The organism is Saccharopolyspora sp. SCSIO 74807 (assembly GCF_037023755.1).
In the GTDB taxonomy this organism is placed as follows: Bacteria; Actinomycetota; Actinomycetes; order Mycobacteriales; family Pseudonocardiaceae; genus Saccharopolyspora_C; species Saccharopolyspora_C galaxeae.
Window position 1 is genome coordinate 640,623 of record NZ_CP146100.1, and the last position, 17,957, is coordinate 658,579.

At 73.2% G+C, this 17,957-nt stretch carries 15 protein-coding genes; 5 read left to right on the top strand and 10 right to left on the bottom strand.

The features are described 5' to 3' along the window. Positions 1 to 99: 99 nt before the first annotated feature. From V1457_RS02865 to V1457_RS02890, 6 genes are all read right to left on the bottom strand, one after another. Positions 100 to 1,035: a cation diffusion facilitator family transporter gene (locus V1457_RS02865; RefSeq protein WP_200073532.1), complete on the bottom strand. Its 936-nt coding sequence runs from the start codon at positions 1,033 to 1,035 to the stop codon at positions 100 to 102. Between the two features lie 127 nt (positions 1,036 to 1,162). Further along, positions 1,163 to 2,395, bottom strand: coding sequence for a mannose-6-phosphate isomerase, class I (gene manA / locus V1457_RS02870; RefSeq protein ID WP_295145846.1), 1,233 nt, complete (start codon positions 2,393 to 2,395; stop codon positions 1,163 to 1,165). Positions 2,396 to 2,541: 146 nt separating this feature from the next. After that, positions 2,542 to 3,609, bottom strand: a complete 1,068-nt coding sequence (locus tag V1457_RS02875; RefSeq protein ID WP_200073530.1) for a hypothetical protein — start codon at positions 3,607 to 3,609, stop codon at positions 2,542 to 2,544. Positions 3,610 to 3,615: 6 nt separating this feature from the next. Continuing rightward, positions 3,616 to 3,840 carry a Trm112 family protein gene (locus V1457_RS02880; RefSeq protein WP_374220988.1) on the bottom strand — a complete coding sequence of 75 codons (225 nt, stop codon included), beginning with the start codon at positions 3,838 to 3,840 and terminating at the stop codon, positions 3,616 to 3,618. Between the two features lie 41 nt (positions 3,841 to 3,881). Then, positions 3,882 to 5,231, bottom strand: a complete 1,350-nt coding sequence (locus V1457_RS02885; protein WP_200073528.1) for a phosphomannomutase/phosphoglucomutase — start codon at positions 5,229 to 5,231, stop codon at positions 3,882 to 3,884. A 109-nt stretch (positions 5,232 to 5,340) separates the two neighbouring features. Then, positions 5,341 to 5,691 (bottom strand): DUF3499 domain-containing protein, encoded by a 351-nt coding sequence (locus V1457_RS02890; protein WP_200073527.1) that lies wholly within the window; start codon positions 5,689 to 5,691, stop codon positions 5,341 to 5,343. Between the two features lie 221 nt (positions 5,692 to 5,912). Here V1457_RS02890 and V1457_RS02895 point away from each other — a divergent pair, with 221 nt between their 5' ends. Next, positions 5,913 to 6,386 (top strand): metallopeptidase family protein, encoded by a 474-nt coding sequence (locus V1457_RS02895; protein WP_200073526.1) that lies wholly within the window; start codon positions 5,913 to 5,915, stop codon positions 6,384 to 6,386. Positions 6,387 to 6,457: 71 nt separating this feature from the next. Here V1457_RS02895 and V1457_RS02900 read toward each other — a convergent pair whose 3' ends face one another. Both V1457_RS02900 and V1457_RS02905 read right to left on the bottom strand, forming a co-directional pair. Further along, positions 6,458 to 10,396 (bottom strand): glycosyltransferase, encoded by a 3,939-nt coding sequence (locus tag V1457_RS02900; protein WP_338599891.1) that lies wholly within the window; start codon positions 10,394 to 10,396, stop codon positions 6,458 to 6,460. A 134-nt stretch (positions 10,397 to 10,530) separates the two neighbouring features. Next, positions 10,531 to 10,860: a WhiB family transcriptional regulator gene (locus V1457_RS02905; protein WP_233628707.1), complete on the bottom strand. Its 330-nt coding sequence runs from the start codon at positions 10,858 to 10,860 to the stop codon at positions 10,531 to 10,533. A 711-nt stretch (positions 10,861 to 11,571) separates the two neighbouring features. Here V1457_RS02905 and V1457_RS02910 point away from each other — a divergent pair. The 4 genes from V1457_RS02910 (at position 11,572) to V1457_RS02925 (ending at position 15,535) form a co-directional block, all read left to right on the top strand. Next, positions 11,572 to 12,315 (top strand): site-2 protease family protein, encoded by a 744-nt coding sequence (locus V1457_RS02910; protein ID WP_307850340.1) that lies wholly within the window; start codon positions 11,572 to 11,574, stop codon positions 12,313 to 12,315. Between the two features lie 143 nt (positions 12,316 to 12,458). Further along, a complete protein-coding gene (cofD, locus tag V1457_RS02915; RefSeq protein WP_200073525.1) occupies positions 12,459 to 13,457 on the top strand; it encodes a 2-phospho-L-lactate transferase in 999 nt (332 codons plus the stop codon). Next, on the top strand, positions 13,454 to 14,797 hold the full coding sequence (locus V1457_RS02920) for a coenzyme F420-0:L-glutamate ligase (RefSeq protein WP_338599893.1): 1,344 nt from the start codon (positions 13,454 to 13,456) through the stop codon (positions 14,795 to 14,797). The genes cofD and V1457_RS02920 overlap by 4 nt, the downstream gene beginning before the upstream one ends. 171 nt (positions 14,798 to 14,968) lie before the next feature. Continuing rightward, entirely contained in the window at positions 14,969 to 15,535 is a 567-nt protein-coding gene (locus V1457_RS02925) for an NUDIX hydrolase (protein WP_338599895.1), read from the top strand. Positions 15,536 to 15,650: 115 nt separating this feature from the next. Here V1457_RS02925 and V1457_RS02930 read toward each other — a convergent pair whose 3' ends face one another. After that, a complete protein-coding gene (locus V1457_RS02930; RefSeq protein ID WP_338599897.1) occupies positions 15,651 to 16,565 on the bottom strand; it encodes a DNA-3-methyladenine glycosylase 2 family protein in 915 nt (304 codons plus the stop codon). Beyond that, positions 16,562 to 17,665, bottom strand: a complete 1,104-nt coding sequence (locus tag V1457_RS02935) for an NDP-sugar synthase (protein ID WP_338599899.1) — start codon at positions 17,663 to 17,665, stop codon at positions 16,562 to 16,564. Before V1457_RS02935 ends, V1457_RS02930 begins: the two co-directional genes overlap by 4 nt. Between the last annotated feature and the right edge of the window lie 292 nt (positions 17,666 to 17,957).

Genomic DNA, 17,957 nt, shown 5'->3' on the forward strand with positions numbered 1-17,957 from the left:
CGCGGGGGCTGAACAAATTCCCGGTATTCCCGCGATCTCCGCGAAAGCGACGGCGGGGTCCGGGCAGAAGCGGCCGATCGCATTCGTCGCGCGGTCGGATCAGTCCTGTTTCGCGGTCTTCTGCTCGGACGTGCGGTCCAGGTCCGGCTCGAGGTAGATCAGCTTGGCCGCGGGCACCTTCTCCCGCACCCGGGCCTCCGCGGCATCGATCTCCAGGGCGACGTCCGCGACCGGCAGCGCGGGCTCCAGCTCGATCTTCGCCGCGACCAGCAGCTCGTCCGGCCCGAGGTACTGGGTGCGGATGTGGATCACCTTGCGCACCCGGTCACCGCGCAGCCCGGCGACGATGTCGTCCAGCACGGCCGGGGCGGCGCCCTCCCCGATCAGCAGGCTCTTCGTCTCCACGATCAGCACGACCGCGATCACGCCGAGCAGCACGCCGATGCCCATCGTGCCGATGCCGTCGAAGACCGGATTACCGGTCAGCACGCTCAGCCCCACACCACCCAGCGCGAACACCAAGCCGAGCAGCGCGCCTGCGTCCTCCAGCAGCACCACCGGCAGCTCCGGGGTCTTGGCCTGCCGGATGAACTGCCACCAGCTCAGCCCGCCCTTGAGCTCGCGGGACTCCATGATCGCGGTGCGGAAGCTGTAGGTCTCCAGCCCGATCGCGATCAGCAGGATCACCACCGCGACCAGCGGGCTGGTCAACGGCTCCGGGTGCTCGATCTTGTGGAAGCCCTCGTAGAGGGCGAACACCGAGCCGAGGCTGAACAGCAGCAGCGCCACGACGAACGAGTAGAAGAACCGGTCCCGGCCGTAGCCGAACGGGTGTTCCTCGGTCGGTTTGCGCTGCGAGGTCTTCTTGCCCACCAGCAGCAGGCCCTGGTTGGCGGTGTCCGCGACCGAGTGCACCGACTCCGCCAGCATCGACGAGGAACCGGTGAACAGGAACCCGCCGAATTTGGCCACCGCGATGCCCGCGTTCGCGGACAGGGCCGCCAGGATCGCCTTGGTACCGCCGCCTGCTGACACGATGTCGCTCCCCAACCACTAGATCGCCGAAGTTCCTAGATCGTCACGAGTTGCCTGGGAATGTACCTGCGCGCCCCGTGGCGCCGAGCCGGTATCCGCGGATCCGCGCGTACCGGGCGAACAGCCCTCAATTGCCGGTCGCCGCGCGGAAGATCTGCGCGGTGCCGTCCACGCAAGCAGGGGTCGCCAGCACCGCCGGGTCGGACGCGGCCAGCCACACCGACTCGCCCTTGGCCAGCTGAAGATCCGGCAGCGAACCGTCCTGCGCGCGCAACCGCACCCCGCCCTTGGTGCACAGCACGATCTGCGGGCCGCCCGAGTCCAGCCGCACCGGTGCCGAAGCCGCCGGGGACCAGTCCACCCGGGACAGCTCGAACTCCTCGGCGGGCGTCCGGTAGACGGTCAGGTTCGCGTCCAGCGACTCGCCCTTGTGCACCCGCATGTCCGCGCAGGTGAAGTCCAGCACCCGCAGCAGCTCCGGCACGTTGACGTACTTCGGCGTCAACCCGCAGCGCAGGATGTTGTCCGAGTTCGCGAGGATCTCCACACCGGTGCCGTGCAGGTAGGCGTGCAGGTTCCCGGCGGGCAGGAAGATCGCCTCGCCCGGCTGCAGCACCAGCCGGTTCAGCAGCAGGCTCGCCAGCACGCCCGCGTCGTTCGGGTACGCCTCCCCCAGCTCCAGCACCGTTCGGCATTCCAGGGCGAACTCGCCGTGCTCGCGCACGTGCCGCACGCAGGCGTCCAACAGTTCCGGCATGAGTTCGCGCAGGTAGTGCTCGGGCAGCGTGATCCACGTCGTGAAAAGTGCGCGCAACCCCTCCGCGTCCGGCTGGGCGGCCAGCAGACCGGTGTGCGCGCGCAGGCTCGGCACGTCCAGTTCGCCCAGCAACCGCACGGTGCGGTGCGCGTCGCGGAAGCCGGCCAGCGCGTGGAACTCGGTCAGCGCGCAGATCAGCTCGGGCTTCGCGGTCGGATCCGGGTAGTTGCGGTCCGGGGCGTTGCGCGGCAGCCCGGCGCGTTCCTCCCGCTCGAAGCCCTCCGCGGCCTGCTCCGCCGACGGGTGCGCCTGCAGGCTCAACGGCTCGTCGGCGGCGAGCACCTTCAGCATGAACGGCAGCCGGTGGCCCCAGCGGCCGGTGCATTCCGCGCCGAGGTGGTGCGCCGGGTCGGCGCCAAGCAGCTGCAGCAAGGACTCCTCGGTGCCGTCCGGGCGCACCAGCTTCGACGAATCGCCCGGGTGCGCGCCCATCCACAGCTCGGCCTCCGGATGCGGGGTGGGGACGGGCCGCCCGAGCAGATCCGCGATAGCGGTACGCGAGCCCCACGCGTAGGGGCGCACCGCGTTCCGCAGTAACTCCACAGTCGTTCTCGCTTCCTTCGCGGCTCTCCTCGGACGCGAACCGCGGCACCGCCGCGCCGTCCACTCGCCTCAGCCCACTCGCTTCGAGCCCACTCGCGTAAGCACTGCACCAGGGTCGATTCCGGCAGCACAGCGCGAACCGCCGGTCAGTGCACCGCCAGCGCCTGCCTGCCGGGCCCGCCCAGCGTGCCCGTCGCCAAGCCGAGGTAGACCGCGGCCAGGTCGAACCGCGCGGCCAGCAGCGCCGAGCGCAACACCGCGTCGTCGCGCACCGCCTCGCCCGGGCTGATCAGGTCGGCGCTGGGCAGCGCTTGCACCGCGGCCCGCTCCGCCGCTTCGGCGTGAGCGTCGTAGCGGGCGCTGACCAGGAAGATCCGGTGCGCGGCCGCCGAGACCTCGTCCGGGTCGGCGAACACGTCCGAACCGGCCTCCGCCGCCTGCCGGTACAACGCGGGACGCGCCACCGCCTGCTGGTAGCCGACCGCATCGCAGGCCATCCCGGCGTGCGCGCCGAGCGCGTAGCCGCCGTGCCGGGCCACCGCCGTCGACACCGGGTCCAGGCCCCACAGCAACGGCGCGTGCTCGGCCAGTCGCAGCGCCAGCGACTTCGCCGGGTTCGTCAGCGGCTCGTGCCGCGGGCTCGCGCGTTCGGCCTCCTGGTCCAGCTCGTCGGCCAGCGCGTCGGTGTCGCAGCGCACCAGCCCGAGCGCGTCGAGCACGGCGAGACCGACGGTGAGCACGTGCGCGAAGGTGAGTTCGTCCGGCACCGGGATCCGCGGCGCCACGACCTTCGCGCGGCCCGCTCCGGAAGCTGCGACCGGCCCTTCCTCCGGAGCCGCCAGCACCACCGACGTGCCCCGGCGGGCCGCGGTCGCCACCGACTCCGCCAGCACCGGATCGCCCGGGTCGGCGGTGTGCGCGAAGACCACGTCCAGCGGGCCCACCCAGGCGGGAACCCGCTCCCCCACGAAAACCGGGACCGGGCAGGACGGGCCGGTCAGCGCCGCCAGCAGCTCGCACACCGCCGGTCCGACACCGGGACGGGCGGCCAGCACCAGCGACCGCGGACGCTCATCGGCGATGTCGTCCAAGCCGGCCACCGCTTCGGCCGTCGCGCGCACCTGCGCGCCGGCCAGCGCGGCCGAGCGCAGCAGTCCGCGCGCATCCGCCGCCGCGATCCGGTCCGGGTCGTCGAACAGGCTGTCGTCGAGCACCGGGGGTCACCTCTCCCCGGGACTGCCCGCGTCCCCGGAACCGCCCGCGTCGGGGCCTCCAACGGCCTCCTCCAGCAGCAGCACCGGGATCCCGTCCCGCACCGGAAAACCGCGACCGCATTCGCTGCAGGTCAGGTAGTCCGCCTGCGCGTCACCGGCCGAACCGGCGCGCAACGCACCGCCCTCGCCCGGGCAGGCCAGGATCTCCAGCAACTTCGGTTCCAGGTCCACGGCCACTTTCCCTCCCAAGATCGCACCCGCTGCGGCGGCGCTCAGCCCCGCACCACCGCGAGCACCTCGTCGCGCAACGCGGCCACCGCCGCGGCGTCCGGTGCCTCCACGTTCAGCCGCAGCAGCGGCTCGGTGTTCGAGGGACGCAGGTTGAACCAGGCACCGTCCGCCAGCTCCACGGTAAGCCCGTCCAGTTCGTCGATTCGAGCTCCGTTGCGATCCCGGTAGGTCTCGGCGACCGCCCGCAGCCTGCCGTCCGGGTCCTGGACCGTCGAATTGATCTCACCGGAGGCCGCGTAGCGGGAGTAGTCGGCCATCAGCGCCGACAGCGGGCCGTCCTGCCCGCCGAGCGCGGCCAGCACGTGCAGCGCGGCCAGCATCCCGGAGTCGGCCTTCCAGAACTCGCGGAAGTAGTAGTGCGCGGAGTGCTCGCCGCCGAAGATCGCACCGGTCTCGGCCATGGTCTGCTTGATGAACGAGTGCCCCACCCGGGTGCGCATCGGCTCGCCGCCGTGCTCGGCGACGATCTCCGGCACCGCGTTCGAGGTGATCAGGTTGTGGATCACCGTCGCGCCCGGCTCCTTGGCCAGCTCGCGCACCGCGACCAGCGCGGTGATCGCGCTCGGCGCGACCGGGTCGGCGTTCTCGTCGACCACGAAGCAGCGGTCGGCGTCCCCGTCGAAGGCCAGCCCGGCGTCCGCGCCGACCTCGCGCACCTTCGCCTGCAGGTCCACCAGGTTCGCCGGGTCCAGCGGGTTCGCCTCGTGGTTCGGGAACGTGCCGTCCAGCTCGAAGTACAGCGGCACGACCTCGATCGGCAGGTCCTCGAACACGGTCGGCACGGTGTGCCCGGCCATCCCGTTGCCCGCGTCGACCACGATCTTCAGCGGACGCACGCCGCGCAGGTCCACCAGCTCGCGCAGGAAGTTCGCGTAGTCGGCGACCATGCCGCGCTCGGTGGCGCTGCCCTTGGCGCCGAGGAACTCCGGCACGCCGTGCGCGACCAGCTCCTGGATCTCGGACAGCCCGCTGTCCTGCCCGACCGGCGCCGCGCCCGAGCGGCACAGCTTGATGCCGTTGTAGCGGGCCGGGTTGTGGCTGGCGGTGAACATCGCGCCCGGCAGCTCCAGCGTGCCGGAGGCGAAGTAGAGCAGGTCCGTGCTCGCCAGCCCGATCGAGATCACGTCCACGCCCTGGCCGGTGACGCCCTCGGCGAAGGCGGCGGCCAGCCGGGGCGACGACTCGCGCATGTCGTGGCCCACGATCACGGCTGGTCCGCCGACGAGCCTGGTGAAAGCCGCGCCGATCTCGCGCACCGAGTCGGCGTCCAGCTGCTCGTCCACCACCCCGCGGATGTCGTACGCCTTGACGATCTCCGACAGGTCCCGCACGCGGCACACCCCTACGTAGTCCGACCAACCTCGCTTGCGCTGCAGAGCCTACCGGCGATCGGTGATCTTGAAAGGGGTCGGCGAGCCGTTCGGGCCGGGTGTGGGTGAATCACTCGTCCCGCGGGTCCGGCAGCGCCCGCAGGTGGCCGCGGCGGCCGTCGCCAACGGTGAAGTCCGGCGGGTCGCAATCGCGGCCGGCTTCCCGGACCGCCTCGGCCAGCGCGGTCAGGTCGTCGGCGGAGGCTTCCGGCATGCCGAACTCGCCCTCGTGCCGCACGACCTCCCAGCCCTTCGGCACGGTCAGCTTCAGCGCGTGGTCTTCGCAGAGGTCGTAGCTGTGCGGTTCGGCATAGGTGGCCAGTGGTCCGACCACGGCGGTGGAGTCCGCATAGGCATAGGTGAGCGTCGCAACGGCCGGGTTGGTACACCCGGTCCGCGAGCACCGCCTCACGCTCCGCACGACCCGCACGATAGCGCCCTCGGTCCAGTGCGTGCCGCAGGCACGCGGAATCGTCTCGCGCCGCGGGCCCTTTCAAGGCTGTTCGCCCGGCGTTCGCCCAGGTGAGCGGGTTTGTTCGCGGTGCGCTGAACACCTCGGTGGGCGCTGCGGTCACCGACCGTGGCGCGACAGGCGCCCGAACGGGCATCCCCGCCGCGGGGCGGAGGGCGTACCCTCAGCCCGTGGTGACCGCACGTGGACATCGGCGCCGGACGCTAGCCCGGCGGGACCGTCGAGGCCGCGGACTGCGCGGCCCCCTGTACCCATCGTCGGTCCCCGTCGCGCGCAGCCGCTCCCAGCGGTTCGACGCGCTGGTGCTGGAGGCGCTGGAGCCGATCGAGCAGCGTTGGCACGCCGAGCTGACCGAGCTCGACGTGGCGGTGGATGAGGTTCCGGAAGTCAAGGCCACCGCTCCGGAGAAGATCGTCTGGGACGACGACGTGGTGGTCGACGCGAACGTGCCGCTGGCCCGGCTGGTGCCGTCCGGGGTGGATCGCCGCGGGCTGCCCACCCGGGCGCGGATCGTGCTGTACCGGCGACCGCTGGAGGCGCGCGCCCGGGACGGGCAGGACATGGCCGACCTGCTGCACGACGTGCTGATCGAGCAGGTGGCGACCTACCTGGGCCTGGACCCCGACGTGATCGAGGGCCAGTAGCCGCTTCCCCGCGGCCGGAAAGGAGTGCACGGACCGCTGGTCCGATCTGTTCGGACGAGCAGGCCGTTCACTCACGCCGACGGGCGCTGCGGTTCACGCGAGCGGCGGGAGGGCAGCGCGGCGATCGCGGTGAACAGCAAGGCAGCGGCCTGCACCACCAGCAGCGCGGCGCGCGAGCTGTCGCTGTAGTCCACCCGGACCTCGCCCGCCTCCTCCGGCAGCGGCACCGCGACCTGGTGCCCCCACGCCTTCGCCAGCGGCGCCTCCCGACCGTCGATCACCACCTGCCAGCCGGGCTCGTGCTCGGCGGCCAGCACCAGCGCCCGCCCGACGCCGCCCGCCGACACGCGGACCGCGACCTCCGGCGTCGCTGCGGGCACCGGAATGGGCCGGGCCTGCGGAGACGGGGCTGCCTCCAGCCGCGCCTGCCGCGCCAGGTCCGGCCCGAGCAGCTGCACCGGCCCGGTCGGCAGCAGCACGCGCAGCACCACCGAGCCGTCGCCGAGCCTGCCGTGCTCCACGACCATTTCGCCGGCCGCGCGCTGCACCTCCGCCGAAGCGGCGGCGGGCACGGCGACGTGACCGGCACCGCGCGCGGCCGCGGCGGCCAGCGCCGACCGCACCCGCTGCTGATCGCCGGAGAGCACGTCCGCCTCGGACTGCCGGAGCCAGTCGACCGCGCTGCTCACCGGCACCAGATCGTCGTCGCCGAAACGCGGACCGCTGCCGTCCACCAGCCGGGCGGGCTGTGGCCCCGGGTCCAGGACCAGCAGCGCGCCGGGTCCGGCGAGTTCCGCGGCGAGCGCAGGGGTTCCCCCGCCCGGCTCGGTGCGCAGCGGACCGCGCCCGGCCAGCACCGCGCTCACGCCCGTGACCAGCAGCGCGGCCGTCAGCAGCGCAACTCCCGCGCGGCGCGGCAGCCGGTTGATCGGCCCCGCCGACAGCGTCATCCACAGCAGCCCGGCCGCCGCGACGGTGAGCGCTGCCCCGGTCGCACCGGTCGTGGCGGGACCACCGCCGATCGGTGCGAGCGCGAACAGGTCCACGCAGACCGCGGCCGCCCAGCCGACCAGCGCGGTGACCGCGCCGGGAAGCATCGCCTTGCGCGGGGCGAGCACCAGCGCCAACAGCGCGGTCAGCACCAGCAGCGCACCGGCGAGGCCCGCGGGTGCCGGGCTCAACGCGGCCAGCCAGCCACCCGCCGCTGCTTCGGTGAACCGGGCACCGAGCCCGTGCGCGAAGATCTCCGGATGCCGCAGCAGCACCACCGGCCACGGCAGCAGGCACGCCACCGGCAGCAGCACCAGCGCGGCCAACCCGGCGACCCGGCGCGGCGCGCGGCGCGCTTCGCTCGGCACCGCGACGAACCCGACCAGCGCCAGCACCACGAGGATCACGTGCACCAGCGGCGCGAAGGCACCCAGCACGGCGAGCCCGAGCGCGGTCAGGCAGGCAGTGCTGAGCCAATGCCGCGAGCGGCCCATCGCGGCCATCCGGGTCAGCCCGATCACCGCGGCGATACCCGCCAGCAGCGGCGGCACCAGCACGTGCGCGACCACGACGTCCAGCCGACCCTGCCCCGCGGACAACGTGGCCAGCGGCAGCAGCGCGTAGGCACCGGCGGCCAGCGCCCGGCTGCGGCCGGACATCGGCAGCGCTCGAGTGGCCGCGTAAGTGTTCAGCCCGGCCAGCGGTATCCCGAACAGCAGCAGCGCCCCCACCACCGCCGCCGGTCCGCCGATCGGCGCGAGCACGGTGCCCGCGATGGCGAGCACCAGCAGCGCGGCGGGTGCGGGAGAGCCGGTCCCGCCGTTCACCGGATGCCACGAAGCGAGGTAGTCGCGCCAGGTGGTGCTCAGGTCCGCGACCGGCAGCAGCCGCCCGCCCTGCAAGGTGCCGCCGAAGCGGGGGAACTCGGCGACCAGCCCGTGCGTGATCAGCGCGAGCACCACCAGCGCTGCGGTGAGCACCACGGGTGGAGCCAGCAGCAGCTCCCGCAGCACCCGCCAGCGATTCACCTCGACCAGCAGCAGCTGCCGGTCCGGTTCGGCGGGCTCGGGCCGCGCCCCGCGCGGAACCGGCGACGGTCGCTGAGGTGCAGCGGGTTCGGCCGGGGCCTCGGCGGATTCCAGCGGCACCACGACAGGTCCGGCCGGGCGTCGCAGGCCCGCGACGCGGCGCTGCTTCTCCGGTCCGGCAGCTCCCGCGGGCAGCGCACCTGCGGGCAGGGCTTCCGGGCCGACCGGGCGCGGCGCTGCGCTGCTGGTGATCGCCGCGCTTCCGGGGATCGCTGCGGAAGACGGAACCCTGCCGAGCACGACATCGCGCCGCACGCGCTCGCGCACCAGCCAGGCGAACGCCGCGCGCAGCCCGTTGCGCAGCCGGGTGAGCCTGCTGGTCAGCAACCCGCGCACTTCGGAGCGCCGCGGCGTGACTTCGCGGCGGGCCGCCCGCGCCTTGCGCAGGCCCATCCGGCCGGTGCAGATCCCGGCGAGCACCGACAGTTCCGCGGCCGCGTCCGGCCAGCGCCGCAGCAGCGCGAACCCGGCGGCGCGCAGCGTCGCGAGCACCAGCAAGCGCGGAACGCCCAGCACGAACGACAAGGCCGCCGAGTTCACCAGGAACGTCCGGACACCTCCGACCCGCTCGGCGGCCCGGAGGGTGCGCTGCGCAGCGGCATCCGGCGCCCGCTCACCGCGCCGCAGCAGACCGGCGTGGCGCATCCGCGCGCCCGGCACGCACAGCACGAGGTGTCCGTCGGAGTTGACCCGCCAGCCGAAGTCGACGTCCTCGAAACCGATCGGCAGAGCGGTGTCGAAGCCGCCGAGCCGCTCGAACACGTCCCGGCGGATCAGCACACCGGCCGTGCTCACGGCGAGGACTTCGGAGACCGGCAGGCCCGCGGTCCTCGGCTCCGCGGCAGGTTCCGAAGCAGCTTGATCAACCGGGTCCGGACCGTGCTGGGCGTCGTCCGCCTCCGCGGCCGATAACTCGCGGTCCGGCGAATCCACCTCGGCTTGATCGGGCTCGGCAGGATCGGTTCGCGCCGGATCGGACGGAGCCAGATCGGACGGCGCCGCATCGGAGGACGCGGCATCGGACGGAGTCGAATCGGCCAGGGTCGAAACGGAGGATGCCGATTCGGAGGAGACCGAAACGGAGACCGCCGGATCGGAATCGACGGCTACCGACCGACTAGGGACGGACCCGGCGTATTCGACCCCGGCCGAATCGCCCCCGGCCGAATCGTCCTGGACCGAGGCGTCGTCGGCCGAGCCCTCGCCGACCGAGTCCGCACCAGCCCGGTCCGCGCCGCCCGCATCGGCGCCGCCCGCATCGACGTCGGCCGAACCCGGCTCCGAGCCGTCTCGCTCCATCCCGGGATCGTCCGGGACCGCGTCGACCGACCCGCCGGAATCCTCCGGCACACCGCCGGAAAGCGGACGATCCGAACCCCCGGAACCGTCCAGTTCGGACTCACCGGCACCGCCCACCAGCGCAGGGTCCAATTCGGACGCTCCGATGCCGGTCTGCCGGTGCCCGGACGCATCCGTGGACAGCCCGCCGTCCACCACGAGCCGCGGATCGTCCCAATCCAGCCCGAGCGGTCCCAGCACCGCGGCCGACGAATCCAGCTCCGCCACCCCGAGCAGGTTCCGCAGGCAGTCCGGTTCCGGCGCGGAATCGTCGTGCAGCACCCACAACCACCGGCCGGGATCGCCCCAACGCGCGTTCGCGTGCTCGACCGCCGCGGCGACCGCGGTGCCGAAACCGGTGTCGCGCTGCAACGTGAGCACCCCGTCCAGCGCGTCCTCGGCCGCGAGGATCTCCGCGGTGCGATCAGCGGAACCGGTGTCCACCGCGAGCACGTGGCGGGGCCGGACGGTGAGCCCGCGCAACGCGGACAGCACCTCGGCCAGCGCGGTGTCGCCGTCGTGGCACACCAGCACGGCCAGCACCGGCGCGGTGCTGCGACGCGGCGCGGTGCCCGAGCGCGCGGTCCCGACCACTCTGTCCTCCCCTGCCGCCGTTCACCGATCTCGGCACGACGGTAGTCGAACACGGCGCCGGACCGGACCCCGCAGGCCGTCTCGGTTCTCGTTGCGCGCAGGGGGCCGCGGCCGGAAGCGGCCGCCTCAGCACCTCATCCCGCGCGCCGCTTCAACCTGCGTCGTTCCCGTTCGGACAGACCGCCCCAGATGCCGAACCGCTCATCGTGCTCCAGGGCGTACTCCAAGCACTCCGAGCGCACTTCGCAGCCGGCGCAGATGCGCTTGGCCTCCCGGGTGGAGCCGCCCTTCTCCGGGAAGAACGCCTCGGGATCGGTCTGCGCGCACAGCGCGCGCTCCTGCCATTCCTGTTCCTGCTCGCCGAGTTCGAAGAGCTGGGCGAGCACGTCGACGTCGGTGCTGTCCGCTTCGCGCGAATCCCCCCACCGCACCAAGTGCGGCTGCGTGAGCCGGTTCTGTTCCATCAAGCTGCCCTGTTCCATCAGGTGGGCTTGACCTGTCTCCCACATCTGATCCTCCCCCGATCGCTCCCTTTCCCTGCGGTCCTCCCCAGGACCGTTCGGGATGCACTCCGGATGCGGACCGCGGCCCGCATCGCCGGCCGGGCGCAGTTCCGGCCCTCTCACCGGCACCGCCCGTCCGACCGTGGTCCGGCCGGGGCTCCCTTCCCCGACCGCCCGCCGACGACCGCCGCGAAGGCCCGATCACCGCCGGTCGTTCACCCCGGCGCAGCGGCGGGCGGCTACCGGGATCCGATCCCGGAGGAGCCCGCCTGCGATGGACCTCGCCGCTGTTGCACTCCACCGCCCGGCCGGGAGCACCCGGACGGGCCGCCGATGACCGCCCACCCAGCGCCGGAGCGCCGGTCAACCGGGTCGATCAACCGGGCCACCGGCCCGCCCACGTCTTCGAGCGAGCACCCGAAGAGCCGGTCGAGGCGGCGGGGAGCAATCGTTTCAGCGGGGAATGACACTGCTGTGATTACACCGTTGTAGCTCCATGCGGTCAAGCGGAGACAACCCGTAGAGGGACGCCGCCAGAGCCCCGCATGACGCAGCGGCACCGGCCGAACGGACTCGGTCCGCTGCTCCGAACGGCGGTGCTGATCATCGGTGATCAAGGCATATCACCCCATCGCCCACCGCGCGCGGTGAGCGGTGTGGACACTGGGAGACGTGAACAAGCGTGTGAGTCCCCTGTTCCTGGCGTTGCTCGGTGCCACGGTCGCGGGAGGTGTGCTCGCCACCGTGGACAACACCGTCGCCCGCGTGACGGGCATCGTGCTGATCGTCCTCGGCGGCTGGGCCACCTCGTTGTGCCTGCACGAGTTCGGGCACGCCATCACCGCCTACCGCGGCGGCGATCTCGCGGTCCGCGCGAAGGGTTATCTGACGCTGGACCCGCGGCATTACACCGACCCGGTGGTGAGCATCGTGCTGCCGCTGCTGTTCGTCATCGCAGGCGGCATCCCGCTGCCCGGCGGTGCGGTGTGGATCAACCACCACGCGCTTCGGACCCGCCGGGACGAGTCGATGGTCTCGTTGGCCGGGCCGTTCACGAACCTCGCGATCGGGCTGCTGCTGACGCTGTCGGTGGCGGTGTTCCCGATGCCGATCGGGCTTTCCAGCGGGCTGTCCTACCTGGCGTTCCTGCAGGTGATCGCGTTCGTGCTGAACATCCTGCCGATCCCGGGGCTGGACGGGTACGGCGCGCTGGAGCCGTGGCTGTCCGGCCGCGCCCGCGAGCTGGGCGAGAAGGCGCGGCCGTGGGCGCCGCTGGCGCTGTTCGTGCTGCTGTTCGCGGTGCGGCCGGTGGGGCAGGCGTTCTTCGGACTCGCCTACTTCGTGTTCGCGCTGGTCGGCGGCAGCCAGACGCACGCCTTCCTCGGCCAGGAGGCGTTCCGCTTCTGGGAGTTCTGAGCCCCGGAGCGGGCCCGGCTGGCCCGGCGAGCCGTTCACTCCGCAAGATCCGCCCGGATCGGGGGAAGGCGCCGGCGCGTCGGCAGCGGGCGGAAACGGAGCGCGGGAACGGCGCGGGGTCGGCCACGTGCGAGGATCGGAGCGTGAAGGTCGTAGCACTGGTCGGCGGGGTCGGCGGCGCCCGGTTCCTGCTGGGTATCAAGGCGGCGCTGGGCATGCCCGCGCTGGGCGAGCAGGAATCCCCGCACGAGGTGACCGCCGTGGTCAACATCGGCGACGACGTGTGGATGCACGGGCTGCGGGTCTGCCCGGACCTGGACACCTGCATGTACACGCTCGGCGACGGCATCGACACCGCGAAGGGCTGGGGCCGGGTCGACGAGACGTGGTCGGTGAAGGAAGAGCTCGCCGCCTACGGCGCGGAGCCGAGCTGGTTCGGGCTCGGTGACCGGGACATCGCCACGCACCTGATCCGCTCCCGGATGCTGCGCGCCGGGTATCCGCTCTCGGCGGTGACCGAGGCGCTGTGCGACCGCTGGCGGCCGGGGGTGCGGCTGCTGCCGGTCTCCGACGACCGGGTGGAGACGCACGTCGCGATCGAGGATCCGACGACGGGCGAACCGGCCGCGGTGCATTTCCAGGAGTGGTGGGTGCGCCACCGCGCGGAGCCCGCGGCCAGCGCGATCGTGCCGGTCGGCGCCGAGGAGGCCGAGCCCGCACCGGGCGTGGCCGAAGCGATCCACGAGGCCGACGTGGTGCTGGTGGCACCGTCGAATCCGGTGGTCAGCGTGGGGACGCTGCTGGCGGTGCCCGGGTTCCGCAAGGCGCTGCGCGAGACGAAGGCGCCGGTGGTGGGGCTCTCGCCGATCATCGGCGGCAAGCCGCTGCGCGGGATGGCCGACGCCTGCCTGAGCGCGATCGGGGTGGAGACCTCGGCCGAGGCGGTGGGCAGGCACTACGGCGCCCGCTCCGCGGACGGCATCCTGGACGCGTGGCTGGTGCACACCGGTGACTCCGCGGACGTGCCGGGTGCGACGGTGCGCGACGTGCCGCTGCTGATGTCCGACGTGAACGCGTCCGCGGACATGGCGCGGGCGGCGTTCGATGTGGCCGGGCTGGCCGCGCCGGAGGGAGCAGCATGACCGATCACGCGGCGACCGGTGGGTTGCGGCTGTTCGCGGTGCCCGGGCTGCCGGAGTTCGGCCCCGGCGACGACGTGGCGGCGTGCATCGCGGCGACCGCCCCGTGGCTGTCCGACGGGGACGTCGTGGTGGTCACCAGCAAGATCATTTCCAAGGCGGAGGGCCGCACGGTCCGCACCCCGCGCGATCCGGACGAGCGGGAGCGGTTGCGCCGCGACCTGGTGCGCTCGGAGGCCACCGACGTGCTGGCGCGGTTCCGGAACACGCTGATCACCCGGAACCGGCTGGGCATCGTGCAAGCCGCTTCGGGCGTGGACGCTTCGAACGTGGCGCTGGACCAGATCGCGCTGCTGCCGGAGGACCCGGACGCCTCGGCGCGACGGCTGCGGGCGGGCCTGGCCGAGCGGCTCGGTGTGCAGGTCGGCGTGGTGATCACCGACACGATGGGCCGCACCTGGCGCAACGGGCAGACCGACACGGCGATCGGCGCGGCCGGGCTGCGGGTGCTGCACCAGTACGCGGGCAGCACGGACGGGCAGGGCAACGAGCTCGCGGTCACCGAGGTCGCGATCGCCGACGAGGTGGCCGCGGCCGCGGACCTGGTCAAGGGCAAGCTCGGCGGCGTACCGGTGGCGGTGCTGCGCGGGCTGACCACGGACGACGACGGCTCCGGCGCCTCCGATCTGGTGCGCCCGGTGGAGCAGGACCTGTTCCGGCTCGGCACGCAGGAAGCCGTCGCGCAGGGCCGCAAGGAGGCGGTGCTGCTGCGCCGCTCGGAGCGCTCGTTCGGCGCGGAGCCGGTGGACGCCGACGCGGTGCGCCGCGCGGTGGGTGCGGCGTTGACCGCGCCCGCGCCGCACCACACCCGCCCGGTGCGGTTCGTCTGGCTCCGCAACCGTCCACTTCGGACGAAGCTGCTGGACGCGATGCGCACCGCGTGGCTGGAGGACCTGCGCGGCGACGGGCGGTCCGAGGAGTCCGCGCAGCGCCGGACCGGCCGCGGCGACCTGCTGTACGCGGCGCCGGAGGTGGTGCTGCCGTTCCTGGTCCGCGAGGGCGCGCACGACTACCCGGACGCGCGGCGCGCGGAGGCGGAGCGGTCGATGTTCACCGTCGCCGGTGGTGCCGCGGTGCAGGGGCTGCTGGTGTCGCTGGCGGCCGAGGAGCTGGCCTCGTGCTGGGTCTCGTCGACGCTGTTCTGCCCGGACGTGGTGCGCGCGACGCTGGAACTGCCGGATTCGTGGGAGCCGCTGGGCGCGGTCGCGGTCGGGAACCCGGCCGAGCCGGTCGAGGGGCCGCGGCCGCCGCGGGACCTCGACGACGGGCTGCTGGAGCTTTGAGCACGTCCCGGTTCGCGGATGTGCCCCTTGGCGATTTCCGAGTCCGGCGACGAGCCGGAACCGAACCCGGGTCTGACGGCGGCGCGGGAAACTCGACATGACGGTGCGCGTGCGCCGCGACACGAGCTGCGGCCCGGGTGAACCGGGCCGGACACGATTTTGGGTGGGGTTGTGACGAACCAACGGGACGACTCGGACGGACTGCACGCGGACGCGACGCGCAGCCTCCGCGAGTGGGAACCGGCGGAACGGTCGCAGGAAACGCTCAAGCACGCCTTCCTCACGCTGCTCGACGCGCGCCCGGACGCCTGCCTGCGCGCGTGCGAGCCGGGCCACCTGACCGCATCGGCCGTGCTGCTGGACGCGGCGGCGGAGCGGGTGCTGCTGACCCTGCACCCGCGGGTCGGCAAGTGGCTGCAGGTCGGTGGGCACTGCGAGCCGGAGGACTCATCGCTGGCCGGTGCCGCGCTGCGGGAAGCCACCGAGGAATCCGGGATGGACGGTCTGACGGTGGATCCGATGCCGGTGCACGTGGAAGTGCACCCGATCACCTGCTCGCTGGGGGTGCCCACGCGGCACTTCGACGTCCGCTACGTGGTGCGCGCGCCCGCCGGGGCGGAGCCGGTGCGCAGCGCCGAATCGCTCGACCTGCGCTGGTGGCCGCTGGACGGGCTACCGCCGGAATCGGGCCTGGACAGCATGGTCACCGCGGCCCGCGCCCGGCTGGATCACTCGTAGTCGCACGTCCCGGAGGCTCGCCGGTCTCCCACGACCTCCGCCATGGTCAACACGATGCAATGCACCGCAATGCGTCAGACATGCCGGGCCGTGGCACGACCGCTCGTCCGGGTGATCAGCTGGCCCGGTAGTCGCGGGCCGGTAGGCGGGGGCCGAAGCGGGGGCGGGAAACGCCGGCCGCACCGAGGTAGCGCACCGCGCGGTGCCGGTGGCCCGCGTAAGGGGCGAGGGCTTCGAGCATTTCGGCGTCGTCCATCGGGCGGCCGGCCAGCGCCGTTCCGACGATCGTCGGCAGGTGGTAGTCGCCGACGCTGACCGCGTCCGGATCGCCCCATGCCCGCTGGGCGACCTCGGCCGCCGTCCACGGGCCGATGCCGGGCAGCTTCTGCAGCAGGTCGCGGCCTTCGGCGCCGCGCAGCTCGACGGCCCGCTCCAGCCTGCGGGCGACTCCGGCGGCGGCGATCAAGGTGCGCCTGCGGGCGCCGTCGATGCCCGCCTTGTGCCACTCCCAATCCCGGATCTCCCGCAGCTGGCGCGGATTCGGCACCACGTGCAGCCCGTCCGGGGCAGGACCGGGCGCGGGTGTGCCGAACCGGCGGCACAGCTCCCGCCAGGAACGCCACGCTTCCCGGTTGGTGACCTTCTGCTCCAGCACGGCGGGAACCAGCACGTCCCAAACCCGTCCCGAGGCGCACAGCCGCATCCCGCGGGCCGCTCGCCTGCCGCGCCGCACCACGTCGTGCGCGGCGACGAAGCCGGTGTCGTCGTCGGCGGCGCCGAGCAGGCCGGGTACCCGGCCGAGCGCCGATTCGGCGCCATCGCCCCAAGCCTGCGCGGTGATCCGACCGTCGCGGTCCGCGGTGCAGCGCAGCGTGGCCGGTCCGTGCGGAGTCGTCGTCGCCAGCCACCACGCGCCGCCGGGTTCCACACTGCTGGTCGGATCGCCGGGGCCGCGGCGCAGCGGCGAAAGCACCCGGGCCAGGTCGAACGGTTCCGGCGGCTGCCAGCTCGTGCGCATCGGCTCGGTCATCCGCGGTCCGCGGAGAAGCGCACTCCGCCCGCCGGGATAGCCACCTCCGGCCACACCCGGGCGCCGTCCAGCAGCTCGCAGTCGTCGCCGATCACCGCACCGTCACCGATCACCGCGCCGCGCAGCGTGACCCGGTCGCCGATGCGGGCGCCCGCGCCGAGCACGCAACGTTCCACCACGGCCTCCGATCCTATGCGCGCCCCCTCGAACAGCATCGAGCCCGTCACCTGCGCCCGCGGGGCCACGACGCAGCCGGAGCCGACGGTGCTGCCGCCGTCGACCCGGGCATCGGCGGCCACCTCGGCTCCCGGCAGCAGCAGCGCCTCCCCCGGCCGACCGGGCAGCGCCGCGGACGGCAGCGCACCGCGCACCAGATCCGCCGAACCGCGCACGTACGCGGCCGGAGTCCCCATGTCCAGCCAGTACGACGAGTCGATGTGCGCCTGCACCCGCGCGCCGGATTCCAGCAGGCCGGGGAAGGTCTCGCGCTCCACCGACACCCGGCGCCCGGCCGGGATCGCCTCGATCACCGGGCGCCGGAACACGTAGCAACCGGCGTTGATCTGATCCACCGGCGGATCCTCGGTCTTCTCCAGGAACGCCTCGACCCGGCCGTCGGAGTCCGTGGGCACGCACCCGAACTGCCGCGGGTCGTCCACCTTGACCAGGTGCAACGTGACCTCCGCGGCGTTCGCGCGATGCGTGTCGACGAGCCCGCGCAGGTCCAGGCCGGAGAGGATGTCCCCGTTGAACACCAGCACGTCGTCCTCCCGCAGCAGGTGCGCGACGTTGCGGATAGCGCCCGCCGTGTCCAGCGGTTCCTCCTCGACGACGTACTCCAGGTCGAGGCCGAACTCGGAGCCGTCGCCGAAGTGCTCGGCGAACACCTCCGCCTTGTACGAGGTGCCGAGCACCACGTGCTCGATGCCCGCGTCGCGGATGCGGGCCAGCAAGTGGCTCAGGAAGGGCACGCCTGCGGTGGGCAGCATCGGCTTCGGGGCGGACAGCGTCAGCGGGCGCAGGCGCATCCCCTTGCCGCCGACGAGCACCACCGCCTCCGCGCCGGGCAGCGGATCGGGACCTGCGGGTCCGGCGGTCATACCGGGCCTCCTTTCTCCGGGCCGGGTGGCCGGCGAGCCGCCGGCCGCGGCCCCGGCGGTCCGCCTCGGGCCGCGACGACCCGGCCGCGGTCGCGGCCGGGCGTGCGTCGATCCTGACGAAAACCCGTTGGGAGGAATACTGTGCCAACAGCGGCGGCATAATGGACCCAGGGTCGGCCTCGGTGGGCTGGATCACTCCGACGAGCCCGGCATCCGCGGTCCGCCACCAGCGGTTCCGCCTCGCGTGACCGACCTGAACGAACCCCGATACCGAGTCGAAACCGAATGCGGC

Bases quoted from the DNA above. Each gene is read 5' to 3' on its own strand.
- V1457_RS02930 (WP_338599897.1), bottom strand. From the start codon at position 16,565: ATGACCGAGCCGATGCGCACGAGCTGGCAGCCGCCGGAACCGTTCGAC.
- V1457_RS02935 (WP_338599899.1), bottom strand. From the start codon at position 17,665: ATGACCGCCGGACCCGCAGGTCCCGATCCGCTGCCCGGCGCGGAGGCG.
- V1457_RS02920 (WP_338599893.1), top strand. From the start codon at position 13,454: ATGACCGATCACGCGGCGACCGGTGGGTTGCGGCTGTTCGCGGTGCCC.
- V1457_RS02905 (WP_233628707.1), bottom strand. From the start codon at position 10,860: ATGGAACAGAACCGGCTCACGCAGCCGCACTTGGTGCGGTGGGGGGAT.